Source organism: Hahella chejuensis KCTC 2396 (assembly GCF_000012985.1).
In the GTDB taxonomy this organism is placed as follows: domain Bacteria; phylum Pseudomonadota; class Gammaproteobacteria; order Pseudomonadales; family Oleiphilaceae; genus Hahella; species Hahella chejuensis.
This window is the reverse complement of the sequence record NC_007645.1, coordinates 2,849,765-2,871,577: the sequence shown is the minus strand read 5'-3', so window position 1 is coordinate 2,871,577 and position 21,813 is coordinate 2,849,765. Positions and strand designations below refer to the sequence as shown.

General features: G+C 51.1%; 3 protein-coding genes. All 3 read right to left on the bottom strand.

Annotation, left to right across the window (positions count from 1 at the left end):
* Positions 1-69 precede the first annotated feature (69 nt).
* Positions 70-6,294, bottom strand: coding sequence for a putative Ig domain-containing protein (locus HCH_RS12555; protein WP_011396629.1), 6,225 nt, complete (start codon positions 6,292-6,294; stop codon positions 70-72).
* 385 nt (positions 6,295-6,679) lie between these two features.
* Positions 6,680-7,546: an RHS repeat domain-containing protein gene (locus HCH_RS35205; protein WP_420794876.1), complete on the bottom strand. Its 867-nt coding sequence runs from the start codon at positions 7,544-7,546 to the stop codon at positions 6,680-6,682.
* Positions 7,547-10,967: 3,421 nt separating this feature from the next.
* A complete protein-coding gene (locus HCH_RS12545) occupies positions 10,968-21,776 on the bottom strand; it encodes a LamG-like jellyroll fold domain-containing protein (RefSeq protein WP_158304956.1) in 10,809 nt (3,602 codons plus the stop codon).
* Between the last annotated feature and the right edge of the window lie 37 nt (positions 21,777-21,813).

The window sequence follows — 21,813 nt, the reverse complement described above, 5'->3', positions numbered from 1 at the left end:
AAATGGGGGATACCCAACGAAAAAAGCCGACTATTGCTAGCCGGCTTTACTTCTTTCGTTAGCGAACGGCTATCGCCACTTCGCGTTAATGCTGGCTTTGATGGTCTCCCACTCAGAGTCCGACACAGTCAGCTGGCCGGAACTGGGGGCGGAGTAGCCTGACATTAAATCCGCCAATGCAGTGATATCCTCTTCAGAAATGACGGAGTCATTCAGCGTAATCTGGCTCAGCGACTTCGTATCTGATTCATACCAGCCGTTGATCACGACCTTGTCTCTCGCTCCATACCCAATCAGGTCAATCACCAGCTTAACGCCGGAGCGCCGGAACCACAGCTGCTCTTTGCTGACGCCGCCGGAGATAACCAGATTATTTTGGCCGGAGTCATCAGAGTCAGCAATAGTGTCGACATCACCGGAGGGCGCGTAGAGATATACATCTGCACCCGCCCCGCCATCAAGATAATCATCGCCTGAACCACCGTCCAGAGTATCAACGCCATTGTCGCCGTATAAGCGGTCATTGTCTCTCCCGCCGATAAGGGTGTCATTCCCATCGTTTCCACGGAGATTATCATCCCGAAAGCCGCCGTCAATGTAGTCGTCGCCTAAAGAGCCAATAACAGTGTCCGCTCCGTTACGCAACTCAATACGAGCGACGCCAATCAGTTCTACCGAACTAAAATCGAGCACATCATTCCCATTGTATCCATCCGCGCCAAGGATCAAGTTCGTCCCGGCGCCCAGGTTAATCTGCTCAACATCCAGTACTGATTTGGGATCGCCGTCTTTCATTATAGGCAAGCGAACAACGTTATTTTCAGTGGAGCCAATGATTGCATCAAACCCTGCGCCCCCCATGAAACGGTCAGCGCCCTCGTCTCCGCCAAGTAAAATAAATACATCATCGCCGGCGTCGCCGCTCATGAGGTCGTCTCCACTCCCGCCAATCAAGCGGTCATTGCCTTCCTCTCCATATAGCTCATCATTACCTTGTCCGCCTATCAATTCATCATTGCCGGCTTGGCCACGCAGGATGTCCTCTCCAGTACCTCCGTTTATGACATCCGCTGACTGGGAACCGATTACTACATCATCGCCGCCTACCGTATTAATGGCGGCCACACTGACCAACTCAATCTGGCTGAAGTCTAAATAATCAGTCGTGCTATAGCCCGCACTCCCTATTATCAAGTTACGCCCGCCACCGCCATCGATACGCTCAATAGAGACAAGCTGGCTGGCCGGGTCACCGGGTTTGACCAGAGCAAAATTAAACTCGTCGTCTCCAGCGCCGCCTTCCAGAACGTCGAAGCCTTCGCCGCCATCAAACCTGTCCCCCGCCTGACTGGCTCCGCGCACAATAAACCGATCATCTCCAGCGCCGCCGTAGAGACGGTCATCTCCGATTTCGCCAACCAACACATCAGCGCCCGCAGTTCCGTATACCACGTCATCACCAGAGCCCGCGTTGATTTCAGTGATCCCCAGCAAAGTCGCGCCCCGGAAGTCGAGCAGGTCATTCTGATACGTGCCTACGATCTTGTCCTGCCCGCCGCGTCCGTCGACCATCTCAATGTTGGCGACAGACGTCAGTCGGATCAGATCATTCTCCGGCGTGCCCAGGATCTGATCGATCCCTTCGCCTCCGTCAATGGAGTCAGCGTCCGCATCGCCTGCGGTAATCATAAAGCTATCGTCACCCTTGCCGCCTTTCAGAATGTCCGCGCCCGGCCCGCCTACAATCAGGTCAGCGCCTGCGCTGCCTTCAATCAGGTCGTCGCCGCCCAGACCATCGATTCTGGCGATATTCTTCAACAACGTATGCGTCAGCACGATACGATCCGCGCCTTCCGTTCCTTCTATCAGGTTATAGCCGGCGCCGCCGTCGATTTCCTCCACGGAAGCTTCATCGCCATACTCAGGCGCAAAGACCCCATAAATGGATAGCCTCACCACATCGTCGCCGGAACCGCCAAGAATACGGTCATATCCCTCACCGCCGATGAACAGGTCAGCGTAGATGTCTCTTCCTTCGATCAAGAAGCGGTCATCGCCTTTGCCACCCAACATGATGTCGGCGCCAACGCCGCCAACAATTGTGTCCGCACCGCCGCCGCCGACGATTAAGTCGTTGCCGCCGCGCCCCTGCAATTCATCATCGCCATCCGTGCCTTGCAGGTTGTTGTCGCCATCGTCGCCGTCCGTCTGCGTGTAGGGCGTTCCTGGCGTCAGCGACCATTGCAGGGCGCTGTAATCGACCAGACCATTGGCGCTGGCGGGAGCATCCACCAACACGCCCTGGTTACTTTGCGCATTCAGCCCTTGGTATATCACCGGGAATGTGACGGACGCCGTATCCAGGATACTCAGATCAGCGCCAGCTTTGACCGAGGCTGTCGCCTTAACGTCCTGCATCGCCGCACCATAATTAGTCACAATGGGCCAGACCCGCGCCTGCACCCTACCGCCATTGACGACTTGATCGGTCACTTCAACAGAGCAGACCACCAGCTTCTGCCCAGGCTGTTCATCGTCCAGGTTGTAGAGGGTCACGTCGTCCACGTCATAACCGCTGTACACTGAGTCGTCACTGACCGCTGGAGCCAGGATCAATTTGTAGGCGATCTCACCGTCCGGTTCACAGTCGTCCACGCCTCTGACGCTGACGGTCTGCGGCAAGTTCCAGCTGGTCTCGGTGAATTGCAGATAGTTCTCCGTTAATAACAGGCCTTCGCTGGCGTCGGACAGGCTAAGATTGATCAGCACGCTTTTACCCGCTTCCGGCTTCCGCCCCAGAGAAATCTGGATATCAACCGTTTTCGCGCTGCCTTCTTCCGTTTCCAGCGAAGGCGGCAGTGAGACGATAACCGGCGCAGAGTTGGACTGTTTGGTCACCGTACAACAGGCGGCTACGGAGACCTGATTCGCCTCGTCTTTAATCAACGCGCTGAGGGTATAAACCCCGTCCGCCAGACCATCCAGACTCCAGGTGTATTTATCACCGTCCCCATCCAGATCTTCCTCTATGTTGTCAGCAATAACGACACCATTCGCAAGCAGAGAAATCTTCGCCGCGCTGTCCGGGTCGGCGTCCGTCCATTGAATCGCGACTGCGCCGCCGGACAGGACCTGATTCTCCTTCGGCAGAACGAAAGCGAAAGTCGGCTCGTCATTGACGCCATCCACATTCACAAAAAAGCTTTGCGCTGCGCTCCATGGACCCGCCATGTCTTTGGCGTCAATCGCCTGCGCCCGCCACCAGTAGGTTGCGTTATCAGACAGATCAGCATCCGGCGTCCAGATAGCTTCCGCGCTCTGACGCTCCATGACTCTGTTCTTCAGTTCAGCATCGGCGTACAGCTCGAAATGATAGGTCACCGCATCGCCGTCCGGATCATTAACCGGATGCACAGACAGCGCCGGTCTGGCGACTTCGACCCAGACGCCATCCGCCGGATTGTTCAAGGTTGGCGCAGGCGGCGCGAGATTCTCAGCGTCAACGGTGAAAGAGGCGCTGATCCAAGGACTGAATGACAGCCCGTCATAGGCTTTCACACGCCAGTAATAGACCTTGTCCTCCACCAGACCTTCTACCCGCCAGGAAGTGGTTTGCTGCGTTTCCGTTATCGCGCCAGACGCTTTCTTCTCCGCGCTGTCGAATGTCTCAACCGTATCCAGTTCAAAGAAGTAGCTCAGCTCGTTACGCTCGGGATCAACCGCGTTGTGCACTTGCAAGTCCAGGACGACATCCGCCGTCACCGCGCCGTTCTCTGGCGCTGCGATACGCGGGGCCGCCGGCGTTTCGTTCAAGGTGCTAACGATAAAGCTGGCGGCTTCGCTGGTGGCGACAGCGCCATGCTCGTCAGTGACCTTGGCGATCCATAGATAGACGCCATTCTCTTCCAGTAATTCAGAGACCTGCCAGGAAGTCTTGCCGCCGATGCCGGGATTCAAGCCTGTCACCTGCGCCACCGGACTGGAGAAGCTCGCGTCGGATTCCGCATACACATAAAAGCTGTAGTTCAACGCATCCCGGTCCACGTCAACGCTGTTATTAACAACCAAGGTAGGCCTTACGGAGGCGACCACAGACTCACTGGCGGGAAAGGCAATGGCGAATTCGCCCGGCGCATCGTTGGCGGAGTTCAGGAAGAAGCGTCCATTCACCCAGTCGCTGTTGGCTTCAGCGCCTTCCAGGCGGGCGCGCCAGTAGTATTCCGCGTTATCGCTGAGCGTGACGCCCGGCTCCAGTTTGTCATCGGCGATAACCGCCTCAGTGGTTGCGCCGCCCTCAGCTACGCCAGCCATCGTCGCTACTTTTTGCTTCAGGGCCTTATCGCGGTATACCTCGAATCGATAGCTATAGGCGCCATCCTGATGCGCGCCGTTTTTGACCTTCAATACAGGAGCGGCGGTAGCTACTTCCGCGTCATAGGCGGGGGTGTCCAGCTCTGGAGGCTGCGGTCCCGTGGGGGGATTCTTGGGATCGCCGCCATTCAGAAACTCCGCCAGATCCAATATGCCGTCGTGGTCATAGTCATCGGTCCCATCGCGGGAAAGATCACCGAAATGCTCTATCTCCCAGGCGTCGTCCATGCCGTCGCCATCGCGATCATTTTCAGGGTTCACCACGATTTTCACGGATTTGGCCGCTTTCAAGGCGCCATCGGTGGCTTCAAAATTAACCACGTAGGCGCCAGCTTGCCCACGCTGTGGGAACCAATTGAATGTCCCCGTACCGTCGCCTTTGGCATTAAAGGTGGCGCCGCTGGGAGGATTCAGAACAGTTAACGTCGGTGTGGTTTTATTGGGGTCGCTGGATTGCACCAGAAAGCCGACCTGACCGGTTTCATAGGTCGTACGATCGCTGATATGTTGAATAACCGGCGGCAGATTTACCTGCGCGACGCCGCCAAATTCCAGCGTATATTTGGTGTCGCTGGACGAGGACAGGCTATCAAACAGGTTCAAGTAATAGTCGTAGTTGATCTTGTCTTCTTTCAGGGTTTTGGACAGCCAGAAGTTATTCGCTGGCAGCGCTTTGCCATCGCCGCGCACTACTCGCGTCAAGGCCTTGTCGCCCAGGTAGGGATCACTGATCTTGATGTACGCCAGCCCTTCCATCGCGCCAACGGTCAACACGCGTCTGACGGAACCGCCACCGCTCTGCTCGCCGCCAAGAGCGCCACTCAAAGTCTTGACGTCTGTGCAGTCGTTACACACCGGATTCTCGACGCCCAATGACTCAGATTCATACACTTTGTAGCCAGCGCCTTCATGCGCAAGAAAATCCGTAATCTTGTCGCGCCCAGGCAAATCAACTTTAACGTCGTGCACCAATAGATGTGTGACCGGGGCCTGCAGCAAAGACGTCAGGGCGCCGCCCAGTTCGTCGGCATGGGTCATCTTGGCGGTCAGTTCTGTAAAAGTGCCCGTCAGGGAAGACTCCATGATCCAGCGCCCGACACGATTGCTCTTGGCGGGAATATCGCCAAAGTCAATCAGCAGGGTTTTATCCGCTGGCTTGTCATCCAGATAGCTGCCAGTGATTTTGAAGTCCACCAGCAACTGATGCTGGTTGTCGATAATTTTGGGCTGCGCCGATTCGATTTTGACTTTATGCGCCGCGCCGCCGCCCCGGTTGGAGATACGCACGCCAAGGGTGTATGGCTCCGCCGGTTCAATTGGCGTCGTGAATGGGTTGTCGCCATTCACTTCCCGGGTCAGGAAGTAGTCGAGCAGTATGTCGGGCTGTGGTTTGACAACGATCGTATCCGGCGCCACCTGCAGGGTCTCGGATTTACCGCCGTATGTCAGATTGAGGGTTGCGCCAACATAATAGAGCTTGCCCTGCCCGTCAGCGCCGCCGGAGCTTTTGGTGGGGATGATCAGCCAGCGCAGCTCGCCGACTTGAGCGGGGTCAATCTTACCATCGGTAATGGCGCCGTTCGCCCCTGACAAGACGGAGTTGATGCCCTGATGCTGATCCAGCTTGATGAAAAACTTCGCCGAGCTGTGATTCGGATCAGAGGATGCGATGACCGAATTACCCGCGTCATCGCTGAACTGAATCGCAATCTTGATATTCTCCAAAGCGAACGCATCCAGGCTATTGGTCACCCGCATCGTCGCCTCAAAGGCCTGCCGCTCCACCGTCAATTCCTGGGAGAGCTCCATCTTCACCACCGCACACAGCGATTCCTCCGCCCGCGCAACGCCACCCAGCAGCCCCGCCACGAACAAAACCAACCCCGCCGTCACGATCCACGACTTACTTCGAATCGCTGTCATTATTTGACAATCCTAGTATACATAATCTGACTTGAATTTATAAAAACGCACCTGTTGAAGTGCAGCGCATTATAAAATCTCTGTACTAATTTAGTTCTATTCCGCATTTATGGCATCTATCTCCAGGAAGTCTCCAATGCATTATCGCTTTACTTCTGCATATCTGGCGCGCCTTGCAACTAGGATTTGGACACTTCAGTCTTACCACATAGATAACAAAAAAAACAAAGTAAGCCATAGATAATAAATAATGCCAACTAAAAAACAATCCACCACCTAAAAACCCATCGATTATATTATTCAAAAATACAATAAAAACCAGAGTAAAAAGGATTAAAAAAAACCTTCTTCTTTGCTTACACATACAAAGTCTCTCCTATTAACTCTAATTACTACACTCGCAACTGCCACCTTTAGGGACACCGAAAATTTGTTGGTCAAAATCCCAGGAAATAATTGCAGCTGCTAGTCGCGCCATATCTGCTACAGAAACACTGAAATTAACAGTTTCTTCAGCTCCAATGGCGAAGAGAACCCCTCCCTCAATTGCAATACTATCTGGGGTATTAGTTTTATTATCTGCATTTATACCAATATTGCCACCAATACCAGCAATTCCAACGCTTACTTCAGCTCCTAGCTGAACAACCGAACCCCGACCACCTCGGCTAATACCGATCTGCTCACCAATTTTAAACTTTCCAACAAACCAACCTGGAAGTCCCTTTCCACTCATTACTTTCCCTCCTTTTTTTGAGTAGCCATCCATAGGTTTGTTTGCTTGGAAAAATAAACCTACATCCATATGACACCCACCATCCCCGTCACCATCAGTTCCGAATAAACCTAATGAAAAACCTCCTAAAATAGGGACGCTCCCCCCCACACCGACATTCATTTTAGCCAGACCAAGTGGATCCATATAAACAACAGGATTTCCATTCGCGTATGCATAAACATTAATCCCACCATAGACACTTATCGGATCCCTTTGAATGTACCTCCCATAACCAGGATTATAATCTCTAAAATAATTGTGATGCATTCCACTTTCTTGATCAAAATATTGGCCTGGAAACCGCAGATTATTCTCAGCCTTATCGACAAATATTTTTACTCTTCCAAACACCTCATAAGCAGCCTTCCATACAATCTGGCCGTTTCTGCTCGCCATCTGGCGAGGAGCGCCCAAGTGGTCATTCTGGTAGTAATAGGTATTTTCTCCGGCACGCTGAAATAATGGGCTTGTCATCCACGTATTGCCCGGGGTGTAGTGATATTCCTTAATCAGAGCACCGAACGAATCATACTCTCCAACCATTCCGGAATGGTTGTATAGAAAATAAGTTTTGAGCCCATCGACCTCCTTCCACATGCGATGGCCAAACGGATTGTAGCCGTAGCTTGCTACAATACCATCGCCACCCGCCTCAACTCGAATCAAGCGCTCTTTGTTGTTATAGATATATTTATAGGTTGGATGATCTCCATTCTTATCAATACTTTTACTAATCAGGTGGCCATTATGGTCATAATGGTAATAGGTATCGCCTTGGCGAATCAGTTGGTTCGCTTCATTATATTCTAGCTCTTCTCTCTCTGGCCGCGCCAAAATGGTATGCGCCACTCTATTGCTCACACCGTCGTACTCAAACGACTCATCTTGAAGATTAAAAGCATCGCTTTCAGGGTAATCCGCATCAATTAGACGATAGAGCTTATCGTAACTATACTGATAGTCTCCGTGCTCAGTGGACTGACTGGTAATATTGCCGACACTGTCATACCCCAAAGTCACTCTCGCGATAGGGTTGTTAGCCGGATCGTCCAGTTGGTTTTCTTTGACTCTCTGTAGGCCGTCATAGACGCGGTTGATCGTCATCCCTCCCGGAAGTGTAATCTGTGTCGGCTGGTTCCAACTGTAGCGGTTAAAGGTTAATAATCCTTCGCCAGGGATATTAATTGTCTGGATCTGCCCTTTAGGATCATAACCATAGGAGTATGTAACATTCTCAGGATTAGTGTAGGTTCTGACCCTTCCGTTTTTGTCATAGCTATATTTAATAGTTTTGCTGAACGGACCATAATTAATCGTGGACTCGATCAACTGTCCCATTAAGTTATAACGATATTGCCCGGATGTATCACCATCGCCATAGGTTTCTATCTGACCTAGACTGTTATAGGTAAATGTTGTTACTTGCTCCGGCGCTACGGCAATCTCCGTCGCAAAATATTCTATTTTTTCTAATTGATCCGCCAAATCATAATGATAAAAAATCTTCTGGCCATTCGGAGTAATCTCTTTAATCAGGTTTCCATTTTCATCATAGAAGTAAAAGCGAGTCACTGCATTGACGCCATCAGGAAAGCGCCTTTCACTTTTAACCTGATTATTCTTGTCATAGGTAAACCCAGTGACTCGATTTTCCGGGTCAATGAGTTTGATCAGGTTGTCCCAGCCGTCATAGGCTAGTTGCGTGACGCCCTGTTCCGCATCCGTAGACTTAACGACACGCCCAAAAACATCATACTCAAACTGGGTGCTATTGGACTCTGCGTCCGTCAGGTTACTCACCCGCCCAATTGAATCTCTCTCAAAATTCGAGCGTTGCTCCTGCCCATCAAACTTATTAGTGACAGCAGCAGCCCAGCGGGACTTATCGTAATCAATTTGTTGCGTAAAAGTAGGATATTCGGCTTCTTTAACCAAGAAGTCGTCAAAGAAATAAACGGTTTCGTTTCCATTAGCATCTCTTTGATAGTCAATCTGACCATGTGGCGTCTTTCGAATCAGAGACTGATTACCTAGAGCATCTGTGAAAGTTAACACTCTATTGTTATGGTTATATTCAGATTTAAATACAGATCCATAATGGCTAGTAACGCTAGTCTGCTCATTTAGCTTGTTATAGCCATAGCGCACTTCACCAGTATTCGGAAGAGTAGTTTTAATAAGGTTTCCGGCAGGATCATATTCAAAGCTTGTTACGCGTTTCAGAGGATCTTCTATAGACAGAAGATTACCCGCGTCATCATAGCTATATGTATAAACGCCGCCTTCAGGACGTGTTTCCGTTATCGCTTGGCCCAAAGCATTATATGTATATGTAGAGACATTGCCTTCCGGGTTTACAACTGATTTAGCATTGCCATAGGTATCAAGGTTTTCGGTATAAGTCGCCCCACCGATGCTTGCCGTACGCTTAGTATCACTGTAGCTATAAGTGAAGGAGCGACTTTCTGTTTCACCAGACTGGGTGTAGCTGGTCAAGCGCGCGCCCCCATCATAGCTATAACTATGCTTGACGCCCTTGGGGTCAATACGCTCTAACGGCAGATTGAAAGCAGCATGGTACTTGGCGGTTTCCTTGCGCCCATCTTGATAGCGGATTTCAGTTTTGTTACCCCAAACGTCTTCAACGTATTCGGTCGTTTCACCATAGCGGGTAACCGTGCGAATTTTATTTTTTGTGTCGTAAACTATCTTGTTAACTAGCTCTCCGTTGACTTCTCTTTCATACAGGAGCTTTTCATTTCGCTTCTTTTCAAGTAATTGATCAGTCGCAGAAGTCAATAAAACCCCTTGCCCACTACTAACAGGCGCGGAAGATCCTTTATCCGTTGAAAGAAACCCAATGCCCGTTGGTTTCGGCGCATTACGGACTTTAACTTCCTCAACCGTTCCATCGGGTAATTTCTTTGTTATTTTATAGAACTCGGCATTTTCTTTTTGGTTAATGGAAATATTTTTCAGATATTCGTATTTGTAAGAAGTAGCGTCTCCGTTGGCGAGTATTATTTTCTCAAGTCGATTATCGTCAAACTCATATGAAGTAGCGTTGCCATTAGGATCTATACGCTGGGACAACTTGCCTGAGTGATAGACATAACGCCATTCATAACCGCGCACATCCTTGACGGACTGTAACTCTCCATCAACATAGTCGTAATACACCTCACGGCCGGAGTAATCCGTGACGGAACTTGGCGCCCTGGAGTCGCCGGAGTACTTAATGTGGTAAAGCGTCTGATTGAACTTATCTACGACAGACTCTATTCGTCCCTGTCCGTCCCGATTTAGCGTGTATTGGTTAGCAATATCGCCATAGGAAAGTGTCTTACCTTCTTCATTATATTTAATCCAGTCCCCCTTACGATTACGCCATTCATAGCCGCCAGTTACAGGCACAATGTGAGCGCTGTCGCCGCCAAATCGGGCCATGCCTGCTACCCGCTCATAATCAGTATCAAACCGGCGTATTTTCCCCCATTTTTTATAGCCCGATAACCCAGCGGCTTCTCCTTCCAACTCCAGCGGCTTAGGATCAAAGTCAATTGAGCCGCCTCCCCCAGAGCTGTTGTTGGCGAACTTCACTTTTACTTCCTGCTTGATAAACTCCAGATCCGCCCAGCGCGCATTCCAGGTCCACCCTTTACCAGGACGATAAGTGCGTGTCAGACGCACACCGTCACCTAGCGTCTTTACGTACAAGTCTTGCTCTTCCAATACGAAGTCCGCCTTATAGTCCGGCTCCTGTTTTAGAAGGAATACGCCTGGCTCCGCCGAGGCGGTTTGGAGGCAAACAACCGCCAGACAAACAACAAAGGCAGCATAATTAAACAATCTCATAAACACCGCTTTTACTACTGAATTCACTTCAAACATCCTTCTAATTACCACTGCCTTGACCTGCGCCACCTGAAGAACACTGGCCTCCGCCACCGGCATCCGGTCCAGGGCAGAAACCTCCGCCCGCCGCATTTTCCACCGGTGATTCAGGGGTAACCGTAGTGCCTGGGCCACCTGGGAAATAGCCCCCGATCGATACTCCGCCCCCACCAATTCCGCCATCTGTTCCATCACCGCCCCCACAGGAGCCTCCCATCGCGTTCATCATCATCTTCGCCGCATTGTTAATAATGCTCCCAACGGCGCACATGGCGGAGTAGTTACAGATAGCCTCATAGTTATGTTGCGCACACCCTGCGCCAGAAGCGTCACCTTGGGCGCTGGGGTTAAAGTCCTGAATGGCGACGACACGATAAGGCACCACAACCACCTGACCAGGCCACAAGGTTTCGGGCACCTCCGCCATATATTCAAAGCGCGCGAATTCATCGCCAGCAGGCAGTGTTGTGATGACATTTTCAGCTTTTACCAAGCCATAGTTCGTCAAACTGAACTCACCCTGGAACACCTCGCCTTTCTTCATCATCGGCAGGTTGACCGACATGGGTTCGAACAGGACAACTGGGGCCGGGACGTTAGTTTCGTAGGTGGCGTTCAACACCACCTCGTAACGGTCTTCCAGGGTGATTTCACGTACGGAGAACTCCACCGAGATCAGTTTGTTCATCAGGAACACTTCTTCACTGGTCACCGCACCCGAGCGCACCCAGATACGTCCGCTCACGCTGTCATGGTCAAACGCGCTGGCTCGGTAGGTATAAGAGCCAGTGGAGAGGTTTTCCAGGAAGCCATCACCGAATTCATCCGTAGTGATTTCATAGGTTTCGCTGAGCACGTCTTCGTTTTGCAGCGAGATGCGTACTTTCGCCAAACCTGGAATCAGGCCGCCGTTTTCAGCCTTGGTGGCGGTGTATATATCCGAAGTATGGAAATGCACGCCGCCGATGGTGGAGTCCGTCACCGCCACATCTACAATGTAAGGCTGGGTTGGCAAATTATCGCCCTGGATCAACACCTTAAAGCGGTAGTCGCCTTTAGGCACAGTCGCATCGGGACGGAACGCCAACTGGATAGTGCGCGATTCATTCACCGCAATATTCCCCAGACTGCGATCGCCAACGATACGCACCCACTCAGGAGCTGGCGCATCGTATTGATCCACCAGAGACAGGCGTGCATTGGTCAATGTTTCCAGGCCGCCGTTGGTTACCTTAAAGGTTTCCCCTTGCTCATCTCCCAGCTTGACGCCAGAGGTGATGTAGCTTGGCGATACCTTCGCCAACGGCGCCGCCGCTGACAGATAATATTGCACGGTCAGCAACGCCAAAGGCTGCTCCTGGTTGTCCGTCATAACCTTGAAGTAAAGACGTCCATTTTCTGGAGCCAGATTATCGCCCGTCAGCTTCAGTTTGAGATAACCCGTAGTATTCGGCGCGATAGCCTCCAGCGTTGAGCTGCTGACTTGCAGTCCATCCGCCATTGGTTTTGACTGACCGTCTTCATCCAGCTCCGCCGCCCACTCCAGACGCACATTGGTCAACTGCGTACTGAAACCGGCTTTGACGCGCACGTCCATGCCATATTCATAGTTTCTGGGCACAGACACCTTGTATATGGCAGGGGCCACAGATGCGCCTTCTACAATGAAACGGCCGTGTTCCGGACGGTCCAATTTGTCTGGATGGACAATGGAAACGACATACTCTCCAGTGTCATTGATGGTCGGCGTGTAGGTGAACTCGAACTGGCCCTCCACATCAGTAAAGGCAGCGTATTGGCGCTCAAACCCGCGCACCTTCATCGCCACCGTCAATATGGCGTTGGCCATCGGTTCATTGCTGGCGCGATCAATCGCACGTCCCTTGATTGTCACGGTTTCACCAGCGAACGCTTTGGCGGGCTCTACAGACGTCAGCTCACCGTAATAAGGCGTCTCCTGTAACGTCACTACTTGTGACGCGCGTGTACCAGCGATCGCAACATGCGCATCGCGGCCAACCTGGTAGTGCAGCTTGTCAATCTCCAAACGCAGCAACGCTGACTCCGGGACAGAAGACGGCACAGGCACGTCAAAGTATTCTGTGACGTACTCGCCGCCCGCTGGAATACGCGCTACTGTGGAGCGGTCCGTGGTGGTGACGACATCTCCAGTCACTTGCTTGATAGAGGTCGCGCCATACACGTTGCCAGCGAAGTCCTCAAGGATAAAGCGAATGTCTGGTGAGTCGTGCTTACCGCTGTTCGCCGCCATGAGAATCTCAGACTCCACATCGCTGACGTTTTCCAATCGGAATCGCGCTTTTCCTGTTGCGCCGCGAACGAAGTTCAGTGTCTCCAGAGTCGCCACCAGCGCGGACTGGCCAACGGCTACCTGACGCCACTGACGAATCTCTACGTTCTCACCCGCCTGCGGCGACCAGAGAATGCTGATATCGAGATCCGCAAACGCATCCAGAGACTGATATCCGCCGATGACAACGCCTACGTCGGAGAAGCTTCCCGGTTCAACAGCGAAGTAGTCCGAGTAGTGAGACTTGGCCGCTCCCGCGACGTTCACCGTCACTTTCAAACGCACACGTTCAATCTTGGTCACGCCGCTATTGGCGACGCGGAACAACACTCGGTTCATGACGCCACGTTTGATTGGCTCAATGCCGCTTTCAGACTCGTCAGCAGGCTTCAAATCAACGCTCAGCGCGGGCAGCAAAAGACTGTGGCCAATGCTTTCCTTGCCTTGGTTGTCTTTCGCCACGACAGTGTAGAAGCGCTCTTCCACCGAGCCGGAGCTGAACTCACCCGCGTTGTAACCCAGATCTTCATAATCCGCGTTAGTCAGCAGATCAGCATTGAGCTTGACGCGATCTGCGTCATCGCCAACGTAAATATCGTATCCAGCGATACTGGCGCCATTGTGGCTCCAGTTGACCACCGGACGGCTGTCGTTTTCCAGCAACACGCTCAATTGATTAACAGGCAGCAAATCTGCATTTACATACTGGGTGTTGGAAGGAGCAGACTCATTACCTGCGCTATCCACCGCCGTCACCACATACAGGTGTTCAGTTTCTGAAGGCTTGCTATCCAGCGCGACCTCTTTCGGGAGATTTTCCTGAAGCGCTGCAACGTCAGAGAGATCAATATCCTCCGCCGTTTCCGGCAGATTCAGTCGATAGACGTTGTAACGTAAATCATCGCCCGCTGGCGCTTGCCATTGCAGGTGCACGCCGGAACCGCTCAGCCTGGCTTGCAGGCCGGCAGGAGCCATCGGCGCAGTAGCATCAGAACTGATCGTCACAGACACGCCAGGCGCACTGACAGTCGTCTGCCCGTTTTCACTACGCAGAGAGGCAATGGCGTACTGATATTCGCCATCAGCCAAAGGCGTTGACTCACCGTCGATGTAGCTATCCATCAACACGTCGTCGAATCGCTTCCATTCTGACAACTCGGTTTCACCGGGCGCTTTACGATACAACGCATACCCCGCCGCGCTGCCCACCAGACTCCAGTTCAAGGCAATGCGTCCACCAGGTAAGGCTTTGCCCATCAACTGATCCGGCGCGCCTAACGGAGGCAACTCTCCCTGATAAACCTGAAAGCGTATGTGCGCAGGCACAGGCTTGGCGGCGTTACCAAGATCGTCCTGGGCGGAAAGCAAAAAGCCGAGCTGTTCCGCGTTGGGCTGTCCATCCTGGTCTTGTCCCGCCGTCAACGGCAATCGCATGCGTCCAACGTAAACCGGCCGCCCCGCCTGGGAAGATCCGTCTTTGTTCAGCGCAATACCGTCCTGATAAGCAGCAATAACCGTAGGAGCGCCATTTTCCTCAATAAACGGAACCAGCTTCGGTTCTTCGCCTGAATTGACGTCATCCGCCAGGGTCAGGACAACTTCAACTTCTTTGCCAGCCGGATCATCGTTACGAATCGGCGCAGCGGGGTTGACTGTCAAAGTACGGACATCCGGCCCTTGCGTATCAATGCGCAGATCGCCACCGCTTACCACAACAGATCCACGATTACCAACACTGTCAAACGCCGCCAGCACGGGGGTCACAACGCCAGCGGGCGTAGTCGCCTCGATCTCGAACTGACCGCGGTACAACAGCTCATCATCAAAGTCGCGCTCTAACTCTACGGTGAGCGGCAGAGCATTTTCTGTCGCCAAGGCAAAATAGGGTGTATTGCGCAGTGGCTCATCAAAAGTTACGGCGACATCAATCAACCCAGGCCCGTAACGACCACTCGCTTCATCCTTGGCGCCGTATGCCGCATACTCGACTTTCACCGCCTTTGGCGCCTCGCTGTCAGCCTTCGCGTCAACAACATCTGATAGCTCACTCAAGCTGCCTAGCTCATTAACGCTGGCGACACGATAGAAATAGGTTCCATCAGTAAAAGGCACATCTGTATAACTGGTTCCAGTAATCAGCTTCTGATTCACCGGCGCGCCAGCTTCTGCAATGGCGCTGAATGGTTCAGTGGAGCGATACAGGTTATACCCTTTCACTCTAGGGTCGTTGACCGGCATCCAGCCCAGCGCCACTTTACCCAGCGCCTTTCCGACTGCAGACAAACTTTGCGGCGCGTTCGGCAGAGTGTTATCCAAAGTTACTGACAGGGCCGCACTGGCGGCGCTGACTTTAGTGCGCCCTGCATAGGTCGCCTTGGCGGTGATTTCATTCACGCCATCCTGCAGAGTTACCAAGCCGGAGAACACGCCGGCTTCAGCAACTGGATATGCATCGCCTTGCGCTTCACCGTTGACGAACAGTTGCACCAAGGTATTCGCAGTCGCTGCTCCCGCCACATCAACTTCAACCCTGTTGGTAGTGACGCCATTGAGCGGCGCAGTCAACTGCGGGGCAGACGGCGCGGCCAAATCAACGCTGACAGGAATGCTCTTAATCTGAGTGACGTTATTGAGATTGTCATAGACGGACACACTGATCGTGTGAGCGCCGTCAGTCTCTCCCGCCAGCAACCAGGCGCGCTCGAAATCAGGATCTGCGTTCAGGTCCATTCCCCAGCTTTCGCCATCTTTCTCAAACTCAACTCGACTGACGCCAGCAGGGTCGTTTGCTTTTACAACGACCTTACCGTCCATAGTCAGTGTGGAACCGCTCAGTTGCGCTGGGCCATTCGCGCTGATGAACTCGATGGATACGATTTCAGGTCCGACGTTATCTTCTTCCGGCTTGCCTGTCACAGCAGCCACTTGCGTTTCTTCACCGCCAGAGAGATTCACCGCCGTCACGGCCACGTAATAGGTCACACCGTTAGACAGGCCTGCAATGTTGCGTGTGAGCGCGCTGCCGCTGACGGTAGTTTTGGGAGCCATGCCAGCAACGCTGGAGAAGGCGGCGTCTTGCGCATAGATACGGTATTCCTTTACCAGATTGGCAGGCTGGGAGGCTTGCCAGCTTACCTTCAACTGGCCACTTAACGGATCTGTGGTCACGCCAGCAGGGTTAGCCAACAACGTCACGCCAGGATTGGAGACAGCATCGGACTCATTGCCAGCCAGATCATAGGCTGTAATGCGAATCGGGTTCGCAGTAGCAGCTTGCAACCCTTCCACTTTAACGTTCACGCGCCCATCGGAGATATTCGCCGAGGCCAGCGGAATATCATTGACCTCTTCGTCTCCCGCCTTGCTCACATAGATTCTGTAGCCTGCTAAATCGCCAGCCGTGTTCGCATGTTGCGCCCAGGACAAATCTATGGAAGTCGATGCGGAAAGCGCTCGCAAATCAACGATAGGCTCTGGTTTAACAATATCTTCAGGAGTAACCGGCTGCGCAGTTACAGTCGTCCGTTTCAGGCCAGCAGTATCCTCCGCCACAACAGCCGCATACACTGTCGCGCCTCGCATCAGACCGGCGAGCTTGAATGACTTGGAGCCAGATGGGGTTGACGCCACCGGGGTCATTCCTGCGATATCAGAGAAGTTCGAACCTGATACATAAATATGGTAAGCGGCAATGTCGTTACCGTTAGAGAACTCATCGTAAGCGCTCCAATCCAGCATCGCCTCCGTTCCGTCGCCCGTTCCGTCTACAGTGAACGTCACCTGCCCTGGGGCAGTATCATCAAAACGAATGTTGGCGATGGTGGGGACGCTGGCGTTGCCGGCAGCGTCAATAACGACAAACTCAAATCTATTATCGCCACGCTGAAGGTCCAAGAGCAGATCAAAGGTAGTTTTGTCTTCGCTGGAGAGCTTCTGAACGCCATTTACCCATACGCTTGAGTTTTTCTCTCTTGTGCCTTTAAAGCGGTACGCATTGACATCATTGACATCAGGGAAAGCCTCAAGCTGTGGTGATGCTGGCTTGGTCGAATCAAGGATGAACGTATACTCCTTAGGAGCGGAGATGTTCCCATGAGTATCAGCTACCTTGACGACAACTTTATAGCTCCCTTCGAGCAAAGGCGCAGTTGCTGTAAAAATGTATTCACCTGACGCTAAGGCGAGTTCACCTGTTACCGCCAAGCCATTTCTATAAACAGCGACTGACGCTCCTTTCAATGAGAGCCCACTGGCGCCAACATCCTCCGCCTTGGCGCGAATGGAATTGTCACTACTGTTGATGATTCCCGAAGGCGCCATCAGCAGTACCTCAGGCGCTTGGCTGTCTACATTGATAGCCAGTATGACTTCTTCTGAAAAGTTGCCTGCCAGATCGCCAACTTTCAATGACAGTTGGTTGTCACCTTCCTGCAACGCAATATTGGAGACGCTCCAGTTTACGTCTTCTTGCCCTGATACTCTTTTACCGTTGAGCCACAAGAGCGTCCCAGGTTCTTTCACACCACTGAGATTAATGACTCTGGCATTTATCAATACAGGCGTTGAAACATTGTGCGACGTTACAGTAGGCGCAGCAGGCTTTTCGGTATCCACGACAAAGGAAGCAACGAAAGCATCATCGGCTTCATTGGGCGCGCCATTATGGTTCTGGTCCATTCCAAGACCATCTTTTGTCTTGATATCAGGGCCGACTGTTAAGCGATATGTTCCATCTTCCAAGGGGGCGGAAAAACGAATGCGGTATTGCACCCCATCTATTTGCTCTAAAGCAGTGATGGAAACAGAAGAGCTGTCACCAACAAGCAAAATGTCGTCGATAGAAAACGAAGCAGGATCAATCTCATTGACAAACGACAGCGTAATTTCCTGCACTTTATCAGCGACATATTCAGTCACAGACAAGCCAGTAACATAGGTATTTATATGCTTTTGTTCAGTGTATACGGAGCCATCTTGTCCAGGCGTAAACCCTGAATGTCTGGCCTTTCCGCCGTTTACTTCTACTTGCGATGCGAAATCAAACGCGTTCAGTACAGAGTAATAAACAGCAACCCGCCCACCGGCGCCGCCGCCAGCATAATCACCAGCCCCGCCGTTAGCCAGAATCCGCCCACTCCCTGACAAAATGCCGATATCAAGCCAAATGGAGCCGCCACTTCCCCCTCCTGCTCCAGATTCGGACTGTGATTTAGCATAGTCGCCATCCGCTTTCACTTCTCCGTCAAGATTCAGCCGATCCGCAATAATTTTTACGGCGCCGGCTCCTCGCACACCAGAACTGCCATTCCCCCCAGCGCCCCCGGTCCCAGGTAGAACCGGCTGACGATAGTCTCCATAAGTGGATTTATTCTCTTGGCCGTTGACCGGCGTTCCGCCCACACCACCATAACTTCCACCACAATGTGCGCATACTTCAGCGTCAGGGAGCCCTCCCTTTCCGCTTACATCAATCCTGGAACCAGCCTCGACATTGATAGAAGACGCCTTAACTATCAACGCTTGCGTGAGCGATCCAGAGGGAACGCCTGTGGTCAGCACCCCCCCATTTTTCAGCGTGATCGTTTTCCAGTTCTGATCGCTAAAAACAGTGTAAGTAAAATTATCAACGACCAGCTCATTATTAGGAAGTGATAAGTCTCCTTTAGTGTCAAAGCCTCCACCTATGAAACTATATTCATCAGTAATATTGAGTTTATTTCCTGACTGCTGCCATACACTATTAGTAAAGAAGAGGCTTCCAATTTTAGCATCGCCTTTTTGGGCGACATGGACATTGAAGGCAACAAGCTTTAGAAAGTTTGCATCAATTACTTTTATTCTGGCGTTATAAATCTCAACGGGCATTGGGTACGAGCCACTCAGGCCAGTCCTGGCGACATTAGCGTCATCCAAGCCTCTATTGTCGATGATTAGCTTCTCTTCACCACTAACCTTATTTCGTATAAAAATAGTTCCCGCAGCGCCACTTTCGTAGTTTCCGTGTACACGCCTACCGCCAAGGGCCTTAACTTGAGTGGAAACATCAAAGGATTCGAGTTCGTCGTAGTATATAGCTACGCGACCACCGCCACCGCCACCGCCCTCAGTAGTATTAACTCTATTACCACCATTTGCGGCGATAGAGCCACTCCCAACAATAACACCAGCTTCAATCCACACAGAGCCGCCGCTTCCGGCCCCCATGCGGTTTGCGCCACCAGAACCATTCGCCAGAATCTTCCCATCCAGCTCCAAACGATCGACAATTACCTTTATCGCTCCACCACCTGTTGAAAAGCTTGCATCGTTGTTTCCAGCCCCTCCAATTCCCAGGTCATGTGGGCGACGATAATCTCCAAACACATTTTTATTTGGCAGCCAGTCATGACTTCCGCCTTCCCCACCATAGCTACCGCCACAGTATGCTCGCACCTCAGAATCTGGCGTCGCGCCCTTACCACTTACATCAATGGATGAACTTTCATCAATCGATAAATGACTCAAAGTAAGCGTCGCTTTAGCTCTATCTGAAGTTACAATTTTCCCTCCATTCACGAGTAAAATATCGCCAAAAGTATGATTGCCTGAGATCGTTAGCAATCCACTGTCAATTAGTATATTTTTGTTTTCGTATGTGGAGGCGTCATCCCCGATAGTTGCTTCATCAGTTATAACAAAATCCGCAAAGAAAGAATCGAATGACAATTTAAATACGTCATCACCTACTTCTCCGTACAGAGCATCGCCATCCTGATCCAGGCCTATGACATCTCCAGAAGAAATATTTGGCCCAACTTCCAAAACGTAGTGAGCCCGATTCGTTATTCCACCAACCACCTCTACAGCATACTTCACATCATCAAGCTTCTTAACCTTGATACTCTGCTCGCTACCATCCTTCATCAGCCGAACGTCATCTTGTGTAAATGATGATTCATCGATTGGCGACTCGAAATATATTTCTATTTCAGAGCTTTCTGTCAGCGTAGATTTGTCTGATATAGACGCGCCCACTATTTTTGCGGGCTTGGACTGAGGCTCGATTCCGGTCAAGGCCGCATCGTAATGCGCTTTTATTTCTCTTTCAGAAAGAATATGAGAATAAAATACTGCGCTATCAATAAGCCCGTCGAAGTTGAGATGCGTATAGTTATAGTCATAGTGCGCACCAATAACCAACGGAACAGATGGCGTAGTTATAAGTGTATTTTCGTTTGCAGGAACACTATGAACAAGTTCCCCATTGACATATAGACTTGCGCCCACTCCATCTTTGTAACTACCAACAAGGTGATACCAGTTACCTAATTCAAACTCTTTAGGTGAAGTCGCCCAAATTAGGGCTCTAGGCGCATTTATAGCGAATTGAAACTTTCTTCCCGTTTCACCATCCAGCCTCAGCGCCATTCCTGGATAACCGTTTCCATTCATCATTTTTGTAATGATGCCTCGGTATGCGCCGATCATTTCCGGCTTAACCCAGGCTTCAACAGAGAACTCTTTTAGGTTATGGCTTGAATTATGAGGGACAATAGCTCTTTGCCCCTTTTGATAATCAAAATACGAGGCCGTATGATCAGCGCCAGAAATTCCTTGAGTCAATTGAGTAGGCTGAGTGATGTTTCCGTTTATATTTCCGATGGAGTCAATTAATTTCCCTTCATTCTCAGGAAGCTCCCAAAAACTTATAGGATCACTATCAGAGACTACTTTTCTATATATCTCCTCTTTTCGTGTCGGAAAGCTAATGAGCTGGTAATGTTTGTTAATCTCCCCCTCATTAAGCGCATGATCATATATTGCAACTTCATCGATAACGCCCTCGAAGCGATATCCAGACCAGTTACTGAACTGAATGACGCCTGGATTTTTCGTAGGCATTCCAGCAATTTCTAGCCGAGACCGTTCCTGACCGTTTAGATATAAAATTAAGGACGAGCCATTATAAGTACCAACCAAATGGCTCCACGCGTTTGCCGGCACATCCTCTTGACCAACACATACAGACTTAACAACGCCTATACGCACATACAGGCAATAGCTTCTGTTTTTGCTTTCATACAGCCCCCAGTTATAGTTGCTGCCGCCGTGTGAAAATAGAAATGAAGAACTCCCATCCGTTCCAGCCTTATATGGTTTCAACCAAGCTTCTAAAGTAAGCTGTTCCATTGCAAAGGAGGAATGATCTGGAACGGACAGTCCACCGTTTGCAAATGACTTAGCAGAGTCGCTTGAGAGAACGCCTAATTCTACAAGCAGGTTTCCTTCAACCTTCGCCAGATGTCCATTGCCGCTTTTGTCTTCGGCGACATTTTGCTCTGATGTTTCATTCAGCCTCCAATATGCAATAGGAGAATCAGCCAACACCGCAGCTTCATATGAAGCGCTTTGAGGCGAGTCAGAAGATGGGGCAGCGTAAATGATAGAAGCCCCCAAAATTAGTACTGCCGATAGACTTCTTTTAATTACATTTAGTAGGATTTCCGTACCAATTCCCATCTTATCCTCTACAGCTCTACTACTTGGATGCATGATT

What these genes read in the sequence shown, in the direction of transcription:
- HCH_RS35205 (WP_420794876.1), bottom strand. Translation starts at nt 7,546, where the DNA reads ATGACAAGCCCATTATTTCAGCGTGCCGGAGAAAATACCTATTACTAC.
- HCH_RS12545 (WP_158304956.1), bottom strand. Translation starts at nt 21,776, where the DNA reads ATGGGAATTGGTACGGAAATCCTACTAAATGTAATTAAAAGAAGTCTA.
- HCH_RS12555 (WP_011396629.1), bottom strand. Translation starts at nt 6,294, where the DNA reads ATGACAGCGATTCGAAGTAAGTCGTGGATCGTGACGGCGGGGTTGGTT.